The organism is Arthrobacter sp. B055-34, from assembly GCF_059090425.1.
In genome coordinates this window covers 55,578-74,103 of record NZ_JBNHFQ010000011.1, presented here as the reverse complement: position 1 = coordinate 74,103, position 18,526 = coordinate 55,578, and the positions used below count along the sequence as shown (strand labels likewise).

At 62.9% G+C, this 18,526-nt stretch carries 16 protein-coding genes and 1 pseudogene; 10 read left to right on the top strand and 7 right to left on the bottom strand.

The annotated features are described in order from the left end of the window. The first annotated feature begins 16 nt into the window (after positions 1 to 16). Positions 17 to 931, top strand: a complete 915-nt coding sequence (locus AC5RWO_RS18670; RefSeq protein WP_498733008.1) for a glycerate kinase family protein — start codon at positions 17 to 19, stop codon at positions 929 to 931. Here the strand turns inward: AC5RWO_RS18670 and AC5RWO_RS18665 are convergent. From AC5RWO_RS18665 to AC5RWO_RS18655, 3 genes are read right to left on the bottom strand one after another with little or no spacing between them, the layout of a single operon-like run. Continuing rightward, a complete protein-coding gene (locus AC5RWO_RS18665; RefSeq protein WP_498733006.1) occupies positions 928 to 1,734 on the bottom strand; it encodes an IclR family transcriptional regulator in 807 nt (268 codons plus the stop codon). The genes AC5RWO_RS18670 and AC5RWO_RS18665 overlap by 4 nt on opposite strands. A 43-nt stretch (positions 1,735 to 1,777) precedes the next feature. Further along, positions 1,778 to 2,575 (bottom strand): alpha/beta fold hydrolase, encoded by a 798-nt coding sequence (locus AC5RWO_RS18660; protein WP_498733082.1) that lies wholly within the window; start codon positions 2,573 to 2,575, stop codon positions 1,778 to 1,780. A gap of 27 nt (positions 2,576 to 2,602) precedes the next feature. Beyond that, a complete protein-coding gene (locus AC5RWO_RS18655) occupies positions 2,603 to 2,854 on the bottom strand; it encodes a DUF8832 domain-containing protein (RefSeq protein WP_498733004.1) in 252 nt (83 codons plus the stop codon). Between the two features lie 64 nt (positions 2,855 to 2,918). Between AC5RWO_RS18655 and AC5RWO_RS18650 the strand changes: the two genes are divergently transcribed. From AC5RWO_RS18650 to AC5RWO_RS18640, 3 genes and pseudogenes are all read left to right on the top strand, one after another. Beyond that, on the top strand, positions 2,919 to 4,262 hold the full coding sequence (locus AC5RWO_RS18650) for an MFS transporter (RefSeq protein WP_498733002.1): 1,344 nt from the start codon (positions 2,919 to 2,921) through the stop codon (positions 4,260 to 4,262). Positions 4,263 to 4,316: 54 nt separating this feature from the next. Next, positions 4,317 to 5,275, top strand: a pseudogene (locus AC5RWO_RS18645) (formylglycine-generating enzyme family protein). A 259-nt stretch (positions 5,276 to 5,534) separates the two neighbouring features. Beyond that, entirely contained in the window at positions 5,535 to 5,852 is a 318-nt protein-coding gene (locus tag AC5RWO_RS18640; protein WP_498732999.1) for a DUF3040 domain-containing protein, read from the top strand. Positions 5,853 to 5,869: 17 nt separating this feature from the next. Here AC5RWO_RS18640 and AC5RWO_RS18635 read toward each other — a convergent pair whose 3' ends face one another. Beyond that, entirely contained in the window at positions 5,870 to 6,286 is a 417-nt protein-coding gene (locus AC5RWO_RS18635; protein WP_498732998.1) for a ChaB family protein, read from the bottom strand. Positions 6,287 to 6,574: 288 nt separating this feature from the next. On the opposite strand from AC5RWO_RS18635, the gene AC5RWO_RS18630 reads away from it, so the two are divergent. The 6 genes from AC5RWO_RS18630 to AC5RWO_RS18605 all read left to right on the top strand — a co-directional run bounded on the left by AC5RWO_RS18630 (position 6,575) and on the right by AC5RWO_RS18605 (position 12,083). After that, a complete protein-coding gene (locus AC5RWO_RS18630; protein ID WP_498732996.1) occupies positions 6,575 to 6,847 on the top strand; it encodes a hypothetical protein in 273 nt (90 codons plus the stop codon). Positions 6,848 to 6,930: 83 nt separating this feature from the next. Continuing rightward, complete coding sequence (locus AC5RWO_RS18625; protein ID WP_498732994.1) at positions 6,931 to 8,040, top strand: LolA family protein; 1,110 nt, start codon at positions 6,931 to 6,933, stop codon at positions 8,038 to 8,040. Then, positions 8,037 to 9,008, top strand: coding sequence for an ABC transporter ATP-binding protein (locus AC5RWO_RS18620; protein WP_498732992.1), 972 nt, complete (start codon positions 8,037 to 8,039; stop codon positions 9,006 to 9,008). The genes AC5RWO_RS18625 and AC5RWO_RS18620 overlap by 4 nt, the downstream gene beginning before the upstream one ends. An 88-nt stretch (positions 9,009 to 9,096) precedes the next feature. Further along, complete coding sequence (locus tag AC5RWO_RS18615; RefSeq protein WP_498732990.1) at positions 9,097 to 9,897, top strand: ABC transporter permease; 801 nt, start codon at positions 9,097 to 9,099, stop codon at positions 9,895 to 9,897. A 523-nt stretch (positions 9,898 to 10,420) separates the two neighbouring features. Beyond that, positions 10,421 to 10,630: a hypothetical protein gene (locus AC5RWO_RS18610; RefSeq protein ID WP_498732988.1), complete on the top strand. Its 210-nt coding sequence runs from the start codon at positions 10,421 to 10,423 to the stop codon at positions 10,628 to 10,630. A 454-nt stretch (positions 10,631 to 11,084) separates the two neighbouring features. Further along, positions 11,085 to 12,083, top strand: a complete 999-nt coding sequence (locus AC5RWO_RS18605) for a Fic family protein (protein WP_498732987.1) — start codon at positions 11,085 to 11,087, stop codon at positions 12,081 to 12,083. Positions 12,084 to 12,188: 105 nt separating this feature from the next. Here AC5RWO_RS18605 and AC5RWO_RS18600 read toward each other — a convergent pair whose 3' ends face one another. The 3 genes from AC5RWO_RS18600 to AC5RWO_RS18590 are packed head-to-tail and all read right to left on the bottom strand — an operon-like array spanning position 12,189 to position 18,460. Then, on the bottom strand, positions 12,189 to 15,356 hold the full coding sequence (locus AC5RWO_RS18600; protein ID WP_498732986.1) for a helicase C-terminal domain-containing protein: 3,168 nt from the start codon (positions 15,354 to 15,356) through the stop codon (positions 12,189 to 12,191). Beyond that, on the bottom strand, positions 15,346 to 17,256 hold the full coding sequence (locus AC5RWO_RS18595) for a phospholipase D family protein (protein ID WP_498732985.1): 1,911 nt from the start codon (positions 17,254 to 17,256) through the stop codon (positions 15,346 to 15,348). Before AC5RWO_RS18595 ends, AC5RWO_RS18600 begins: the two co-directional genes overlap by 11 nt. After that, positions 17,249 to 18,460, bottom strand: coding sequence for a DUF6361 family protein (locus AC5RWO_RS18590; RefSeq protein WP_498732984.1), 1,212 nt, complete (start codon positions 18,458 to 18,460; stop codon positions 17,249 to 17,251). The genes AC5RWO_RS18595 and AC5RWO_RS18590 overlap by 8 nt, the downstream gene beginning before the upstream one ends. Positions 18,461 to 18,526: the final 66 nt, after the last annotated feature.

The window sequence follows — 18,526 nt, the reverse complement described above, 5'->3', positions numbered from 1 at the left end:
GCGCGTCCAGCTGCCCGTGGCCGACGGAGGCGAGGGTTCCTTCGAGGCGCTCTGCCGCGGGCTCGGTGCCCGGCCGGTCCCCGTGGAGGTACAGAATCCCTGGGGGAGCCCGGCCCGCGCGGAAATCGGGATCAAGGCGGATGGTGGCAGCGCCGTCGTCGAACTGGCCCAGGCCAGCGGAATCACTATGGCGCACGACGGCGCTCGCGACCCCATGTCTGCCAGCACCTACGGCACCGGAATGATGATCGCCGAGGCTGCGCGCCTCGGTGCGCAGACGATCCTGGTCGCTGCGGGCGGTTCGGCGACTACCGACGGCGGCGCCGGCGCGGTCCGGGCGATCCAGGAAACCGGCGGACTGCGCGGCGCCCAGCTGACCGTGCTCTCCGATGTCACCACCACATTCCTGGATGCGGCACGGGTCTTCGGGCCGCAGAAGGGCGCGGACCCCGCCACTGTGAAAGTGCTAGAGGAACGGTTGGCGCGGCAGGCAATGGAGTTTCCGCGTGACCCTACCCGTGTCCCGCGCAGTGGTGCGGCCGGTGGTTTTGCCGGCGGCATGTGGGCACATTTCGGCGCGGAACTGGTCTCCGGCGCCGACGCGGTGCTGGACGCGGTGGGCTTCGACCGGCAGCTGGAGCAAGCCACCGCCGTGGTGGTCGGCGAGGGACGGCTGGACTCGCAGACCTCGGCAGGCAAGATCATTTCGGCCATCCTGCACCGCGTGCGGAGGTCCGGCCGAAGCCTGCCGGTCTTCGCCGTCGTCGGCTCCGTCTCGGAAGACCTGGGGAACTACCGGGAGAACTTCGCCGACGTGCTGGTCGCCTCGGACGCCGCCGCGATGCGCGCAGCGGGTGCCGACATCGCCGTCGTCGTTAATTCGCTGTCCGACCGAAGCCCGCTACCCGGCGTCGGGATGCTGCAGAGCTAGGCCTTTGGCTCGCCGGGGAAGCGCCCGCCGATGAGCCGCGTCATGCGTTCGGCGGTCTGCAGGAGGGTCTCTACCCAGTCCTCGCAGACCTGCCGGGGCATCCGCATGGTCGGGCCACTGATCGTCACGGCGCCGACCAAGCCGGCTGCGGAGTCGAAGACCGGGGCGGACAAGCCGGATGCCCCGGACTCGCGCTCTTCGGTGGTAATGGCGAAACCATCGGTCCTTGTCTGCTTCACAACTGTCTCGAGGTCTTCGGAACTGGTGATCGTGGACTCGGTGAGCGGCGGCAGTGGGTTCTTGACCAGTTCGGCCAGCAGTTCCGGGTCCCAAGCGAGAATGACCCGTCCGGCCGAGCCGGCATGCAGCGGCAGGATCTTGCCCAGGTGCATTTCCCGCCGGAGGGCGTGCCGGGTTTCCGCCAGGGCCACGCAGACGCGATAGTGCTGCTCGGCGCGGAAGAAGCAGGCAGTCTCGCCCGTGGTGTCGCGCAGGTCCTTCAGCAGCGGACCGATGACGTCCAGCACCGCTTTGCCTCGCGTCGCCGGCGCCGCCCAGTACGCCATTTTGAGACCGATCCGGTAGGCATCTTCCTCGCGGTCGAGGAAGCCCTGGGACGTCAGGTTCGTAACCAACCGCTGCACGGTGGACGTTGGCATGCCCGTGGCCTCGCGGATATCGGCCAGCGTGAGCACCGGCCGCGTCAGGGAGAAGGCATCGAGAATGGACGTGATTTTCCTCAGCACAAGCAGCGGATTGTTGTTCGACTTTGCTGTTGCTTTTCCTGCGGGTTCCCCTGACATAAGACTTACGCTAGACGCTGGCCTGAGGGCAGTCCAATAGTACTTATTTCGAATCGCCCGAAGGCACAGACAACGCTCCTGCCAGGAAGTCCAGGACGATCGGGCTAGCGATCTCGCGGCACTCTTCGAAGTACGCGTGGCGTCCGCCGGGAATGATGCGTACCTGGGCGTTGGGGATCTGTCCGGCCAGGAGATCGGCGTTGCCCGGTGGAACCATCAGGTCATCGCTGCCGTGCAGGACCAAGGTGGGAACCGTGATGGCGCCCAGCTGGTCCCACGCGTCGTGACCGTTGCTTGCCCGCCGGTGGCCCAGCCGCGCCTGGGGCGTGCTTGCTTCGCCCAAGGTGGCATAGGGGCCGGGGTGCGAGGCCGTCCATGCGGGTGAGTACATGAGGTCGGTCAGGACTGCTTCCTTGGTCGCCGGATCTGCGATGCGGGAGCCGATCTCTTTGGACATCCGGAGCATGTTCGGTCCTCCGGTGGAGGAGCAGCCGATCACGAGGGATTTCACGCGGGCAGGGTGGCGCAGTGCCAGTTGCTGCGCCACCTTTCCACCCATCGACGTACCGTAGACGGCGCTTGCTTCGATCCCCAGATGATCCAGCAGCGCCGCGGCATCGTCGGCGAGCCGGCCAAGGGAATAGCCGGACGCCGGCGCGTCGCTGCCGCCGGTACCCAGGTAGTCGAAACGGATGACCAGATGGTCGGACTCGAAATCGGCGACGATCGGATCCCACCAGCCCATCCCGTTCGCCTGGCCACTCAACAGCAGGAGAGGTGCGCCCTGACCGCTGGTTTGGTAGGCAACGGCAAGGCCATCAGGACAGGTGAATGTTGGCATGACCATTGAGAATACCCGTAGCAGTCCTTATTTATTGCCGCCGTCGGTGACCTGGACCGTGAAGGGCGCCGTGAGCACGCGGTCATCCGCCAGCCGGAACTGGCCCCAGAGCCGGTACAGGCCCGGCTCGTCGAAGTGGGCGTGGACCGTGAGCTCGGGGCCGAACTGCTGCCCGGGGAGCGCGAAGACGGAGTTGTCGTTGGCGTCTTCCACGTCGGCGTGCTCGTGCGCGAACTCCTTGCTGGCAAGCCGGAGCCAAATCCCGCTAACCGCAAACAACGACGGCGGCGCCCGGGTGAGTTTTATGACTCGCCCGGGCTTCGGCGTTGGCTAGGGTTGGCTGGTGACTAATTACTTCCTGCGCAAGCCTTGGCGCGGCCGGATCGGGGCCCTGCTGGGCATCCTGATCATGGCGCTGAGCCTGCGCGCCGCCGTCTCCGTGGTGCCGCCGCTGCTTGGCTCGGTCAGCCCGGAACTCGGTTTCGATGCCGCCACCATCGGTCTGCTGGCGATGCTGCCGCCGCTGATCTTCGCCGCCGGCGGTCTGGGCACGCCCATCCTGATCCGGTGGCTGGGGTTGGAAAAGGTTCTCACCTTCGCGGTGCTGCTGGCCGTCGCGGGGCAGGTGGGGCGTGCCTTCATGGGCGAGGTCTGGCCGTTCCTGGGCCTCTCTGCCGTCGTCATGGCAGGCTACGGCTTGGGCAATGTTGTGCTGCCGCCGCTGGTGAAGAAGTACTTCCCGGACAGAATGAGTGTGGTCACGGCCGGTTATGTCACGCTGCTCGCGGTGGGGACCGCGGCCAGTCCGCAGCTGGCCGTGCCCGTAGCGGACCTTGTCGGCTGGCGCGTCTCGATTGGCGTCTGGGCTTCGATCAGCGCGCTGGTTCTGATCCCCTGGGCAGTCCAGTTGCTGCAAGATCGGCGGGCAAAACGCGAGAGGAACGACGACGCCGCCGCGGCCGCCCGCACAAGTCCCGGGGCGCCGTCGACGTCGGATTCGCTGCCTGCCTCGACGTCCGCTTCGAGCTTGGTCAAGATGCCGCCGGCCAAGCCCACCCCGGAGCATCTGAATCCGTGGCGCTCGCCGGTCGCCTGGGGCTTGGCAATCTTCCTCGCCGGCAATTCTGCGCAAACCTACGTCTACTTCACTTGGTTGCCGCCCTACCTGACCGGGCAGAACGTGGACGCGGCGGTAGCCGGATCGGCCCTGGCATACTTCGCGATCCTCGGGCTGCCGGTCAGCCTGCTGGTGCCGCTGATCGTGCCCCGCATGCGCAACCCGATCATCGCCATCAGCGTTTTCGCGGCGTGCTGGGCCGGTGGACATCTGGGCCTGTTCCTCGCGCCGATGGACGGCACCTGGTGGTGGATCACCCTCGCCGGCCTGGGCCAAGGCACGTTCGCCACAGCACTGCTGATGATGAACCTACGATCACGGACCACCCACGGCGCCTCTGTGCTCGCCGGCTTCAGCCAAGGCATCGGCTATGCTGGCGCCGGCATCGCCCCGCTGCTGTTCGGCGTCGTCCAGGAGGCCACCGGTAGCTGGAACGCCTCCTTCGCCATGCTCGGCGTCTGCCTGCTGGTCATGATGACCGGAGCCGTGATGATCAACCGCCCTCGGTACATCGAGGATGTCGCGCAACCTGCCGAAACCCCCGAACCGGCCACGGACCCTGCCCGCTAGGAGCGCCGGCACGGTACCTTTTAAGACAAACCTGGCAATGGGGAAGGAGCTTCTGTGTCTTGTTGCGGCAGTCCATCGCGGCCAGCCCTCAGTAACCCTGGGCACGATGCCGCGTCCGGCGCGGCGGAGGAAGGCATCGAGAGTGCCGGGCGGCCAGAGAGTGCGGAGCGCCGCGAGGTGCTGCTGCCAGCGGGGAGCTTCCGGATGGGGGATCACTTCGGCGAGGGATACCCGGCCGACGGGGAAACTCCAGTGCACGACGTCGCGTTGGACGCCTTCAGGATCGATGCGACTGCGGTGACCAACGCGGAGTTCGCCGGGTTTGTCCGGGCCACGGGCTACCGAACGGAGTCGGAGCGCTTCGGCAGCTCCGCTGTCTTCCATCTCCAGGTCCAAGCCAAGCCGGAGGACGTACTGGGCGACGTGGCAGGGGCACAGTGGTGGCTGAACGTCTGCGGGGCGGATTGGGCACATCCCACTGGTCCGCTCTCCAGTTGGGAGGACTGCCGGACCATCCCGTGGTGCAGGTGTCGTGGAACGACGCCGAGGCCTACTGCAAGTGGGCCGGCCGGCGGCTGCCTACCGAAGCCGAGTGGGAGTACGCCGCCCGCGGCGGGCTGGAGGGGAAGCGCTACGCCTGGGGGGATGAGCTGGTTGGGCCGGCCGGAGAACACTTCTGCAATATCTGGCAGGGCGAGTTCCCGCGCGTCAACTCGCTTGATGACGGCTACCTAGGCACGGCTCCGGTGCAAAGTTTCCCGCCTAACGGTTACGGCTTGTACGAGGTCAGCGGCAACGTCTGGGAGTGGTGCAGCGACTGGTTCCTCCCGAAGTATTACCGCAATGCACGGGCGGCGAATCCGCAGGGTCCGACCATCGGGCGCGGCCGCGTGATGCGCGGCGGGTCCTTCCTCTGCCACGACTCGTACTGCAACCGCTATCGGGTGGCCGCCCGCAGTTCCAACAGCCCCGAATCAGCCAGCAGCAACTGCGGTTTCCGGACGGCAGCTTGAACCCACGCCTCAAGGAGACGGATCTTGTCGTCTCGTCTTGAGCACGCCCTGACTCAGCCCATGATGGACGGTGAAGACTTTCCATTCCTGACAGCACCGGTTTGTGTCGCTACGTCTGCCCGGAATCAGCTAGTAGGGAAAGCACGCTCTAAAACTAGCAATTTTCGATTTAGAAGCGGATGATAGCTATACCGGCGAAAGCCCGGCCTTCATGGCCGGCGCTTTTGTTTCTCCGGACTTCTGATCAAGGGGGTGCGTTATGCCGCTGTCGGATGAGGAGCGGGAGCAGCTTCATGCGCTGGAGTTGCAGTTGGCCGCCGAGGACCCGGAGCTGGCCCAGATAATGCGGTCCGATCTGTTGGGGCCCGACCACGGACAGCTTGTTCTAGCCGTGCTTGCCTGGATTGTCGGTTTGGTCTTGTTGATCATCGGCGTCGCCACGAATCTGACCGTGGTGGGTGTCGGCGGCTTCCTGGTAATGGGCGCGGCGGGTTACTGGGCGATGCGCCTCTACCGCTGGGGAAGCGGAATCGATGATCAGGTCGCAACCGATAAGGGGACGCACGGCGTCAGGTGATGCCGGGCCCCGGATAGCTACCGGGACTTACGGGTCTCCTTGTCGTTGGCCTTCTGCAAGGCGTCGACCAATTCGGACTTGTTCATCTTGGAGCGTCCGGGCACGTCGAGCTTCTTGGCCAGGTCGTACAGGTGCTCCTTGGAGGCGTTGGCATCCACTCCGCCGGCAGTCTTGCGGGAGGTGTCCTTGCCGCCCTTGGCCTGCTTGTCCGAGGGGCCGGCCTTCTCCTTGGGCTCCCAGTGGTCGCCGACCTTCTCATGGGTGTGCTTTAGGGCGCTGTAGGCCACACGGTGTGCGCGCTCCTCGTCCCCGTAGCTCTCGGCGGCCGAATCATGCGCCTCGGCGAAGGTTTCCTGGGCCTTCTTGCCGGAACGCTTGAGCGTGCTGGGCAGTTCGCTCTTCTTCGGCTTTCCGCTCTTGTCTGTCTTGGGCATCAGGATCACCCTCCTTGAATTGTTGGTAAATCCAATTTCCAACGTGGCACAGTTCGATGCTTCTGCCAAGAGGGTGCTGCTTCACTTGGGACTGGTCGCCGGATGCGGCCATAGCTTTGTGACCTGCACGGACATTCCGTTTTGTAATTAAGGTCACTATGACGTAAATTACAATCTGCTATTCCAACTTTGGCTTGAACCGCCTATGGTTCGATAAAGCAATCAAACAGAATCGTCGAGGGGAAACGGCTTTTCTGTTGTACAAGGCCGTAAATAGGGGAGAAATACATGAACGAGCGACTGGCGGAAGCTATCGCCATCCTAGGCGACATCGAGGCCGACGACGCGAGCAACGATGCCCGCGGACGCCGCGCCCATGCGCGTGTCATTGCCATGATCGAATTCGCTGACGAAGTCTCAGGTATGCGGCGCGAGCAGCGGATCGCGAACTTGCTGACGCTGGCCCAGATGGACAAGAAGGATTCAAAGACCGCCCTTGAAGAGGCTCGTCGGCTGCTTGAACTCGATACGGAGTCCCGGGTTCTGAAGACTGCGGCCTGACGCGGAGCAGAAGAAACTGCATCCGTGAACACCTGATCGATTGAGCGTAGTCTGGAATAAGACTTGCAACGTCGGAGGTTGTCATGACACCTGTATGGAAGCGCTGGCTCCCCGCCGCCGTCGTTCCTGCGGTCATCGCGGGCGGCGCGGTGCTGGGTACAGTTCAGGCGGGTGCGGCCACGGACCTCCCGGAGAAAACGCCGCAGGAAGTCCTGGAAATGGTGGCGGACAGTTCCGTACGTTCACTGTCCGGAACTGTTGAGCAGTCGTCCGAACTGGGTTTGCCGCAGCTGCCCACGGACTCACCGTCCGGTGAGTCCGGTGCTTCGTCCGGTGTTCCTTCCGGTGTCGCCTCCGCACTTGAACTCCTCAGCGGATCCCACACAGCTCGTGTTTATCTGGACGGTCATTCCCAAGCACGCGTGCAAATCATGGACCGGCTGGCCGAGCGCGATCTCATCCGCAACGGCCGGGACGTATGGCTATACAGCTCCAAGCAGAATGCCGCCACCCATCTGATCCTTCCGGAAGGCTCGGAGTCCGCGGGGCATCACGGCGACAAAGCGTGGACCCCGGAGGATCTGGCCGAGCACTTCCTGACCTCGGTCGAGCCCAGCACGGAGGTGACAGTGGGCTCGGACTCGGAGGTTGCCGGTCGTGCCGCCTATGAACTGGTGCTGACTCCCGACAGTTCCGAGACTCTGGTCGGGTCCGTCTCGATCGCGGTGGACTCGGAAACAGGGGTGCCGCTCAGCGTCGACGTCCAGGCCCGCGGCCAGGATGCTCCTGCTTTCGAGGTTGGCTTCACAGAGCTGAGCCTTGACGCGCCGTCGGACGATCTCTTCAACTTCACGCCGCCGCCCGGCGCCACCGTCACGGAGCGCGTTGTCGAGGACCATCATGCAAAGCACGCCAAGGGCGACCATGGCGACCGTCATCAGGGCGCCGACGGAAAGCACGACAAGGACTACACCAAGTACGGATCCGGCTGGGAAACCGTTATCGGCCTGCCGGCGGATAAACTGCCCGAGGACTGGGCAGACTCGCCGGTTATCGCGGAAACCGCCCAGGAGGTCGACGGCGGCCGATTGCTTTCTTCGGTGCTGGTGAACGTCCTCGTGACCGACGACGGCCGAGTGTTCGCCGGATCGGTACCGTTGGAGCAACTGCAGGCGGCAGCGGAGGGCCGGTGAGCGGCGCCCTCCCATCTACCGAACTCGCGATTGAAACCACCGGGCTGACCAAGCGGTTCGGCCACCAAACGGCCGTCGACGGCATCGACTTGGCGGTTCCGCACGGCTCCGTCTTCGGCTTCCTCGGCCCGAACGGCTCGGGGAAGACCACGACCATCCGGGTTATGCTCGGCCTCGCCGCCGCCACGAGCGGGTACGTCCGGGTGCTCGGGCAGGACATGCCGGCGAGTCTGCGCGAGGTGCTTCCCCGCGTCGGAGCGCTGATCGAAGGCCCGGCTTTTTACCCCTTCCTCTCCGGTGCCGCCAACCTGCACCGTTTCGACACCGCCGACCGTCATGCCTCCTCGGCCACCCGGCGGGCTCGCGTGAACCAGGCACTTGACCGCGTGGGACTGTCCCACGCCGCCGGCAAGAAAGTCCGCGCCTACTCCCTGGGTATGAAGCAACGGCTCGGCATCGCCAATGCCTTGCTGATGCCGCGCGAACTGCTGGTGCTGGACGAGCCCACCAACGGTCTGGACCCGCAGGGAACGCGCGAGGTCCGCAGCCTGGTGCGCTCCCTGGCCGCTGAAGGCGCCACCGTTTTCGTGTCCAGCCATCTGCTCGCGGAGGTCGAGCAGATCTGTACGCACGCCGCCGTTATGAGCGCCGGCAAACTGGTGGCGCAGGGGACCGTTGACGAACTCCGGCGGGTCGGCCTCGCCCACGTCAAAGTCCAGACTCCCGACACCGAGGATGCCCGCCGCGTCCTCCAGCGGTTGGGCCTCGCCCCCGAACCGCCACGTCCAAACAACGACGGCGGCAGTACCGTCCGCGCTCCGCTCGCCGATCATGCCGTGGAACCGGAATCGATTGTCGCGGCCCTTGTTGCCGAAGGTGTCCGCGTCCGCGGGTTCGCGGTGGAAAGCAGCAGCCTTGAAGAGCGGTTCGTGGCTTTGACGGGGGAGGGGTTCGACGTTGTCCAATAAGCTGCCCGCATCTGCACAAAGCGGTCCGTCCTCTGGCAACGCCCGGTCACGAGCATTTTCATCCCGGGCCACCGCTGGATGGGCACTGATGGGGTCCGAGCTGAAGGTTCTCTTCCGGCGCTGGCGGACCTGGGCCATGCTGGCGGCGCTGGCTGCCGTTCCGGTGCTGATAGGGCTCGCCGTCCGACTGTCCTCCCGTGATCCGGGTCCCGGCCAGGGCCCGCCGTTCCTGGATCGCGTGAGCCAGAACGGGCTCTTCATCCCGCTGACCGGCATGGTCGTCTCAATCCCGCTGTTCCTGCCGCTAACCGTCAGCGTCGTCGCAGGGGACACTATCGCGGGCGAGGCCGGCCACGGAACCCTGCGGTATCTGCTCGCGGCACCGGCGGGACGGATCCGCTTGCTGGCAGTGAAATATGCCGCCGCCGTAGTATTCTGCCTCGCCGCCGCACTCTCTGTGGCTACGGCGGGAGTGCTCGTCGGCTCAGCGCTCTTCGAGGTAGGTCCGATCACCTTACTCTCCGGAGATACGATCAGCGTAGGGGAGTCATTGCTGCGCCTGCTGCTGGTGGCCTGCTATGTCGGTCTGTCCCTGCTCGGGCTCGCGGCCATCGGTCTGTTCATTTCCACCCTGACAGAAGTACCTGTCGGCGCCATGGCCGCAACCGCTGTGCTCGCCGTCGTATCCCAGATCCTCGATAACCTTCCGCAGCTCGAATGGCTGCACCCCTGGCTGTTCAGCCACCACTGGCTGGGCTTTGCGGACCTGCTCCGCCAGCCAATCTCCTGGGACTCCTTCGCCGCAAACGGCCTGCTGCAGGGCGGCTACATCCTCGTCTTCTGCGCGCTCGCCTACAGCAGGTTCGCTACAAAAGACGTCTTGTCCTGACGGACAGCTCTATGCCGGGTCTCCAACACATTTGGAGAGCCGGCATTGGGAACTGTAGTTGACGGATCTTCGGAGGTTGCAGCCACCACGGTGGGCAGATATATCTAGGTGAGAACGTGTAAAGAATTCTTCGGATTCTTTACACGTTCTGAGGACCTGCCAACATTTTTTATATGTTGGCGGCGCTAGACCTTGGGAGGCGAAGCTCAGCTGTTCATACGATCTGGAAACGATTACGCCCTCGCGGATATTGCTAGGCGCGTTGATTGCCAGCCAGAGGCTCCTGCCGATCTTTTCTTTGGCAGCTTTGCCCTCTACCCTTGCGCTGCCATTGCAGGCAACCCCTATCGTTGAGATGCAGCGGTCACTCATCGCTAATTTATTCACTCATGAACGACTTTTCTACGGTGAGGCTGTCAGTCGATAGAGTCAAAATTGAGAGAGCAGTGACCAAGCAATCCTGCTGCTGACCATTGCCCCCAATTTGTCAGCTCGGGCGGGCCGCGGGAACTAAAATCCTGTTATGGAAGAGCGTTATCTAAAGGCGTTGGAACAGGCATCGTCTGTTGCAGAGCGAGACGGGATCCGCAGGCAGATCGCTGCCGAGGAACTTGCCCTGCTCCGCAAGGAACTGGATAGGCATGCTGTGGCCAAGATCCAACGTCAGATGATGAAGATTATTGAGAGTGAGCGCCGTCGCGATATGCAGGCGCTGAAGGGCGCGAGGCCCTGAAAGTCAACTGCGCTTGTCGGACCATTGGCTGAGGTCACCCGAACTTGCGGGAACTCGACGGCATCAGACGTCGTTCATTGTCACGTGCCGCTTCGCCTTGTACCTCTTCAAGCGACTATGATTCCTCGGCCCTTGCCTTGGGCCGCCATAGCGAGGAACAGTTTTGAGACTACGTGGTTTCAATAAAGACATCGGAAACTTTAAATCTTGGTGCTCTGGGCTGATCAAAGTTCCCAGCAAACTAAGGCAAACCAACTAGTCAACTTAAATGACACCCTTGGTCTGATAAATTCTTGGCATGCGTCCCATTGAATTTCCGGAGTTCAGTTTCAGCTCCCCACTCGCGAAGGTAATCGTTGATCTTGAGCGTCTGAGGGGCGACCTCGGATCCGGAACGACCCATCCTACGGTGTTTCTTCAACTCAAGTCTCTCTTTCAACTCATGACGAGCATCATGAGTGCTCGAATCGAAGGTAACCGGACGTCCATCGTCGATGCGGTCCAGGGTGCGGCTTGGCGCGAAGGCGACCGAAAACGTTCCGCATCCGAGGGTGTGAAGGAGATTGTGCAGCTCCAGGAAGCGGCCTCATTCATAGACCGCGTCATAGAGCCAGATACTCCCATTACCCACAGTCTGGTTCGGGAACTGCACAAGATCGCCGTCGAGGGACTGGAGCGAGAAGGCGATAAGACTCCCGGTGCCTATAGAACGACCGAGGTGACTATCGGTGGGTCCAACCATACGCCGCCGTCACCTGTCGCCGTGCAGGGAGACATGAGCGAACTCCTGGATTTCGTCAACCAGCCAGTTGAGCAGAACTATAACTTCCTGAAGGCGGCTATCGCACATCATCGCTTCGTATGGATTCATCCGTTTGGAAACGGTAATGGTCGGGTATGTCGACTGTTCACCTACGCGATGCTGGTGAACCTGGGTTTTACCGCCGCGACTGGTTATCGTGCACTTAATCCGACGGCTTTCTTTGGGGCTGACAGGTCGTCCTATTACTTGCATCTGGAGGATGCCGATTCCTTGGAACCGGATGCCATCATCCGCTGGTGCACCTATCTCTTAGAAGGCATGCGCGATGACTTGGAACGGCTGAGACACCTGAGCGACAGCGAGTTCGTCGTCGAAAGACTCCTGCTACCTGCGATTAAGCGTGCCGTGGATGCAGGCCACCTTTCGGCCGAAGAAGCCAAAGTGCTGGGGATCGTGGCGGAAATGACGGAAGTAAAGGCAGCTGATTTGGCACCCGCGCTGCCCGGATCCCCTGCCACACGCAGCCAACGGATCCGCAAACTGCTCGACCGCAACATGCTTGAACCGATTGCGGAAGGGAAGCGGACCTATCGTCTTGTCATGGCTCCAGGGGACTTGACACCGTTCATCATTCGTCAGCTAGATGAGCTCGGCTTCCTGCCAACAATCCTTCGGGAAAACTTCGGCTAGGCGGCGTCGTTAGTACCCGAGGATGCGTGCTGCGGAACAACAGGTTCGGCCGCTCGAGTCTGACTATTTATGGTTAAGAGTTTCCATGACAAACGGTGGGTTCGGCTAAGGCCGCAAATCCAGCGGCTTCACCTGCACACCGTCCTTGATCAATCCCAGCAGGTCGTCCTGACGTGCCTGGCCCAACGTGAGACGGTACTTCGCGAGTCCAGAAAGCATGTGGTTGGTGCGTGGGACGTCGCGGCTGAGCGGGTGGTCCAGGAGCCGGCGCTCGATCTTGTGCGGCCCACGATGTATCCAATGCGGTGCGAATTCTTTGGTATCGCTGTCGGGTTGGGCAGCAACGTGGTCGGCCGCCGATTCGAACAGCGACTGCCAAGGGTTAGAGACTCCCGGTTTCATGACGCTGGAGCCATGCTCCGCTGCTACGTTTTTGCGCACAGCGTGACCGAGGTACCGGTGGACGCGGCCTTCGCGCTGTTCGAAGTCCACCGGACTGCCGGGAACGTTCCAATGGATGACCGAGTGGGCCCACCAATGGAAGTCGATTCCTTCCTGCCCCACTGACGTAGACGCCAAGACGAAGGGCCAAAAGGGGCTGTTGAACGCTCGCCGGACGTCGGGCATGCGGCTCGTATCGCCGTCGTCGGTCTTGGTATTGCTGTACCGGACGGCAAAACGCACGCCCATGCGGAGGTCATCGTGCGACCGGTCCGGATACTTGGCGAGCATCTGGGCGGGCTTTAGCGACAGGGCCTGCCGGATGTCATCGGCCAGCGACCAAAGCTGTTCATTCTTGATCTCGCCGGACGGCTGTTGGCTGCGGAGCTGGAATACATACTCGTCCAGAACTGCCTGCAGGTTGCCGTCCTCGCAGTACTGCAGGACCTTCTGCCAGTAGTCGCCTTCAGGGTAAAGCTTGTCGAGCAGCTCTGTGGCGTCGAGACGGTTGAAGAGCGTCCGCAAGCCTGTAGCGGCAAAGAGCGCGGCCTTCCACAATTCGGCTTGGTCATAACCATCGGGGATAATGCGGTTCAGCGCGCGGTACATGCAGTTGCCTGGGGAGTTCAAAGCCAGCTGTTCCAGTCCTGGTTCCCAGCCTGAAATGGGGCCGGCGACAGTCTCCAAGAGTCTGTCAATGTGAACCATATAGAGGTCCGCTTCGCCGTCGCTGCCTGACCGACGTTCATCGCCGGAATCGGTTTCCGCATCCGGGGCGTCGCTGTGGCCAAGCCACTTCAGATAGTCCGCAACACCCTTGATCTCCTGACGAATGAGCTTTACTTCGCCGTTCCACTGCGGCGGCAACGCGCCGGCAATGGAGAAGTAGGACGCCCAGGATCCGAGCCTGCTCGCCTCGCCCGCCATTCTTCCGCCGGTCCGGACGCGCGCAGCAGCGGCAGCTGCCGCCCGGACATCGGAGCCGGCTACGGCAGACCCACGGGAGGAAGCGACGGCAAAGGGGTCGGCGGCCATGGCAACTTCAGCGTGGGGGATGAACAGTGCGAGTGCCGACATCGCGCGGGGCTCCCCGTCACTGACCCGATAACGCAGACGTCCCCTGAACTTCTTGCGCGCTTCAGCCGTGTTTTCTCCGTGCAGTTCGGAGCCGCTCATGATGTGCCGCTCGGCTTCATAGGAGAGCATTGTGGTCAGCGCGGTGGGCGTCGCGTTCCACGCAGAGAAGACGAGCTGCTTAGTCACATCGGTGCCGACTGCGGCGAAGGGACCGCCTGGTTTCAGGTAGGGGAATGACGGCGGCATCCACAGCAGTTGCCACCAGCCCTGGCCCGTCGTGTGGTCCCGGACGGCGCGGAATTTTGCACTATCGGTCTCCACTTCCCCGTAGCGCCTGTACGCCTGGGCGTCGATAGTGCAGAGGTCCGGCAGCAGGGAAGTGACCGCCTGGTGGTCTCCGTGGATCCGCCCATCGATCACCCGGCCGATCTTATAGTCGGTCAGGAAGTGGGCGAACAGGGGGACGGATTTCCAGTACTCCATGGGGCTTCCTGCCTTGCCGGCCCGGAAGACGGCGGACATGGACCTGAAGCTGGCGAGGTCCTTGGCACGGACATCAACGGGTGCCATCGGGATGACCGTGAGCATGTCATCCTCGCCCAGCTGCGGCCTCTCGGTCCGGCACATGAACTGCTTCAGCGAGTCTTCAATCCGCCCGGTCAGGCTTTCGTCCTCGATGTGGCCCATGAGCTGCCGGCGCCGTTCGTCCAGGTCTGCGGCCAGGGCCTCGATGTAACCGGGTTTTTCGCGGGACAGGAATTTGAGCAGCTGGCGGAAGTCGGCCGCGTGGTCATCGCCCTCGGCGTCGTTGGCGGAGGTATGCGCCTTGTACGGGGTCGCCGAAAGCAGCAGGAGCTTGGCGCCGTCGTAATTGAGGAACTGCCGGGCCAATTCTGCGGCTGCGTCCTCCTCGCCATCTGCGGGTTTGTAGAGCAAGTCGCGGAAGCGCTGGAACTCGTCAAGGATGATCAGGTCCGGCTCCAAACATTCGAGCCCGGCTTGAGCCAAGTCACTGCGGAGTCCGCCAATAACCGAGCCCATCCGCGGTCGGACGCTCTCCGTGCCGTCCCGACGGGCGTCGCGAAGTGCCTTCCGCATAGCGGGCAGATTGCCGCTTCTATGCGCAAGAGTACGAAACTTGCTGCGGACCGACGGCGCAAAGCCTTTGGGAAAGCGGTCCTTCATGCGTGCGGCATGGCGCTGCATCGTACTGGCGTTCGCCGTCGCCCGGAGCAGCTCGATGGCCTCGCCGAAGTTGTCCTCCGTGATGACGTCGAGGGTTTCGAGCATGCGGAACAGCACCGCCCTCTCCCTGACTTGGCCGGTGGCCCCTCCGACGTTGAATGATGTGCCGGGTGTGAGCGAAATGAAATTGACCCTCTTGCTCGTACCGGGAGCAGGACGCGCGTTCAGCTTGTCGAGTTCCGTGGGCAGCAGAGTCAGCCGGCCGGATTCGACGATATCCGCCTGTCCGGTGACGTTGAGCCGGCCAAGATTCTGCTTGGCCAGATCCGCGTTGGAACAGACGTAGACCACATCGATCCGATCTACCCCGGAGTCCGGCTGGTCCATCAGCTCGATCGCCTTAGCAATGACACCCCGGGCGACCATGGACTTGCCGAGCCCGGTTTCGTCCGCGACCAGGAAAGCATCTGCGGGCTGGTCATCCACATAGAAGCGCCGGAACACATGCTCCACAGTGCGGCGCTGGAAGCCGCGCAGGCTTTCCATCGCTGGCTGGGCATCAAACCCCATGAACTGGCCCTTCTCCGGCGTCGCTAAGTTCGGTTCCGGTGGCTTCCACCGCGGCCATCCACAGGGCATGCAGCTGCTGGATCTCTTCGTCGTCGCCGCGCATGTCCAGCAGCCGGTCAATCACAATCTTCAAGTCGGCAAAGACCTCCGGGGCGTCGGTGTACGCCACAGCCCCGACGAGCGCCTCGAAAAGTCCTGAGACACCACCGCCGCCGAAGCCTGCTCCGAAGGACCACGATGCTCCCGCGCCGCTGCCCGGCGGCGCATCTTCGGGGGTGAGGAACAAGAGCAGGAACTGCCGCAGCTTTTCCGGATCGTCCAACTGGCGGGCAATAATCTCTTCCAGACGGCCGTCGGGGTCCGTGCGAAGACTGCCCTGCACCACGGTGCTCTTGCTGAGTTTCGCCACCGGGTCCTCAAGTGTCAGGACGACATACGGCGTGACGTCCGCCAAGGGCACGCCGTGGAAGCTGTGCGTCTGGGTTCCGTCTGAAGGTACGACGGCGGTGCTCGCCTGGGGCAGGGACAGTAACTTCAGCTGGGCGTTGAGTTCCGGTTGAGGCGACCAGTTGTGCGTCACCGCCACGGCATACGTCGTCTTGCCAACAGGATTGTCGTCGCGCTCTGCATCCAGCAGGAACGTCCTGGCTGCCGCCTCCCGCAGTGCGGATTCCAGCCTGAAGCCCGCCTCATCCTGCTCTGACCGGGTTTCACCGCCTGAGCCAAGGTAATCCGCAAAGGGCACGTCCTTCAGGCTCTCGCGAATCCGTTGGACACCGATCCGGGTCTTCTTCCCGCGCATTTCGAGCAGGAACTCGACGTTCTTGGAGAACCCTGCTTCGGTGGCATTCGAGGAGCCAAGCAGTGCATAGGTGGAGTGGGAGTAATCGCAGAAATATGCCTTGGCATGCAGCCCCGAAAGATCCTCCGCCACCAGCAAGCCGCCGGAGGCGTCTTTCTCCTCCAGTCCGGTGGACGCAGACTCGGGGATTCCGAGTTCATCGAAGGCCCTGAACTCTGTCCGGCCGTTGGCAACGGTGTCTTGTGCCAGCAGATCCAGTTGGTCGGCACGGGAGTAGACATATACCTTCTCAGTCCAGCGGTCGTGGAAGCGGCCGAGCAGCACATTGTCCACAAAGGGCGATATCACCAACTTCTCCCCGCCGAAGAAGGACTGATCACCGGTTTTGCCGTTCAGCGCAGGAAATGCTTTGGGCGCGCCCAGGTGCGCGACGACGGAGCCGGACGCTGGTTCCTCACCAGTGCCGAGCGGGCGGAACGCCAACTGGTCTATGCCGTCCGGGAGTTCCCAGCGGACGGATTCGAGACGTGAGGCCAGCAGACGCAGACGAGCCAGCCGCTCGGCGTCGTAATCTACAGTGCACAGCTTCGGCAGGCCGAGGATGAACCGGGCCAGCGGGCCGTTGTCGGGCTCAGCCTCGGTATTTTCGTCGGCCGGCGCGCCGTCGAGGCTGACCAGCAGGTCCCAGCTGGCATCAGGCGTGAGGTTCCGGCTGCTGCAGAGGAAGCGGTAGCGGCACTCGTCGTCGTTCACGAACTCGAGCAGCCAGACTTTCGGATGGAACAGCCCGTATCTCGGAGCCGAGACCTGATGGACCATGGGCTCGAGCAGCGCCAACAGATCCGACGCATCTTTGGGAGCTTTGATGTGTCCGGCCTGGCAGAAGACGTCCACGCGGTCCGCCACCTTGCGCAGGGCGCTCAGCACTGCCACGGGGTTGGTGAATTCTTCACCGGAACCGGCTACGAAGCTCAGCGGCACGGAGAGGGCACTGGTCATGTCCAGCGTGAAGGTGGTGCCCACCGCATGCGAGAGCCGGAAACCGGTCGGCGGCCGCAGCTGCTGCGTGAGTGCCTGCCGATTGCTCGCATCAAGCATTTGCGATCTCCGGAAGTGCTGCCAGCCCGGCATGGATGTCCAGCACGGTGCGCCGCACATTGGTCCAACGAAAACCAAGGGCGTTGACGGCCGATGGCGGCGTCCACGCGCGCATCCTGCGCTCGTTCTTGAACCGCGAGTTGGCTTTCTTCATCAGCTTCTCCCGGTTTTCGACGGCGGCGCGCACCACAGCATTGTCGATCAGCTTGTACGGGTTACGGGCGGCTTCGGTGATGGTCCGTGCGAAGCCCGCTGTGCTGGAGTTGATGCCCCCGTTGAGGCTTCGTGCCCGGGAGAGGAAATCCTCTAGATCCCATTGCTGTAGGAGTTCCTGCTTGGCTGGACGCTGCTCTTCCCATTCCTCGAGTAGTTTCTCGGTCTGTTCAAGCACGTCTGACTCGTTCCCTAGGTACTTGCTGGCTCGCTCGGCAAGCAGGTGTTGGTAGAGCGTGTTCGCGCCGTGGTGGACAAAGGAGAACGCCTCGGCATTCCGCAGCCAGAGGGCAGTCTCTCCCGTGACGCTCCGGCAGGCCGGATCGAGCCAGAGTGTTGGCGATTCTCCTTCGGGCCGGTTCGGCGCGGTGACCAGATGGGCCAGCATAGTGTTCGGGCAGGTAGTCAGGATGCGCTCCTGCAGCCATTCCGCTTCCTCGTTGGTCAGTTCCAGCCCCTGGTCTTCAGTCGTAGGGAAGCCCTCCGGCGGTTTTGGCAGGCTCGGATGCCAGATGAAGTAAGCGTCGTCGCCTTCTTCAGGCACCGGCAGGTCAGCGCACATCAGCTGGGCTACATTGGCTCGGTCGAGTTCCGGGTTCACGATTCCGTACCGGCGCAGGGCTGACCAATAGGCTGCAGAGGGAAGCTGCTGCACATTCCGGCCTGCGTCCCGGCCGATAAAGCTGTCCACCCCGATCTCCTTGAACCGCTCGATCAGCCGGCGCTCCGACTCTTCGGTCCGGAACCGTAACTGGTCAGGCTGAGCCGCTCCGTGCCGGCTGCTGAGGTAGGCCCACGGAACCAGGAGCATGTACCGGGCGCCAACATGCAGCACCGACGTACCGGGGAACAAGCTGTTGCTGATCGCATCGCGTAGCTGGCCCGTGCCCAGATCGTCAGTCGTCTCGGGGGAGCCGAACAGTTTCACCAGCTCTCGCATCCGGTTATTTTCTTCGGTGGAAGCATCGAGCCAGGAGATAAGGGATGTCATATGCAGTAAATACTCGCAGTCATAGACGTCGAACAATATTGGACTCTGGAGAAGCTAAAACGAGGA

Bases quoted from the DNA above. Each gene is read 5' to 3' on its own strand.
- AC5RWO_RS18665 (WP_498733006.1), bottom strand. From the start codon at position 1,734: ATGTCAGGGGAACCCGCAGGAAAAGCAACAGCAAAGTCGAACAACAAT.
- AC5RWO_RS18660 (WP_498733082.1), bottom strand. From the start codon at position 2,575: ATGCCAACATTCACCTGTCCTGATGGCCTTGCCGTTGCCTACCAAACC.
- AC5RWO_RS18640 (WP_498732999.1), top strand. From the start codon at position 5,535: ATGCCGCTGTCGGATGAGGAGCGGGAGCAGCTTCATGCGCTGGAGTTG.
- AC5RWO_RS18635 (WP_498732998.1), bottom strand. From the start codon at position 6,286: ATGCCCAAGACAGACAAGAGCGGAAAGCCGAAGAAGAGCGAACTGCCC.
- AC5RWO_RS18630 (WP_498732996.1), top strand. From the start codon at position 6,575: ATGAACGAGCGACTGGCGGAAGCTATCGCCATCCTAGGCGACATCGAG.
- AC5RWO_RS18625 (WP_498732994.1), top strand. From the start codon at position 6,931: ATGACACCTGTATGGAAGCGCTGGCTCCCCGCCGCCGTCGTTCCTGCG.
- AC5RWO_RS18615 (WP_498732990.1), top strand. From the start codon at position 9,097: ATGGGGTCCGAGCTGAAGGTTCTCTTCCGGCGCTGGCGGACCTGGGCC.
- AC5RWO_RS18610 (WP_498732988.1), top strand. From the start codon at position 10,421: ATGGAAGAGCGTTATCTAAAGGCGTTGGAACAGGCATCGTCTGTTGCA.
- AC5RWO_RS18605 (WP_498732987.1), top strand. From the start codon at position 11,085: ATGAGTGCTCGAATCGAAGGTAACCGGACGTCCATCGTCGATGCGGTC.
- AC5RWO_RS18600 (WP_498732986.1), bottom strand. From the start codon at position 15,356: ATGGGGTTTGATGCCCAGCCAGCGATGGAAAGCCTGCGCGGCTTCCAG.
- AC5RWO_RS18595 (WP_498732985.1), bottom strand. From the start codon at position 17,256: ATGCTTGATGCGAGCAATCGGCAGGCACTCACGCAGCAGCTGCGGCCG.
- AC5RWO_RS18590 (WP_498732984.1), bottom strand. From the start codon at position 18,460: ATGACATCCCTTATCTCCTGGCTCGATGCTTCCACCGAAGAAAATAAC.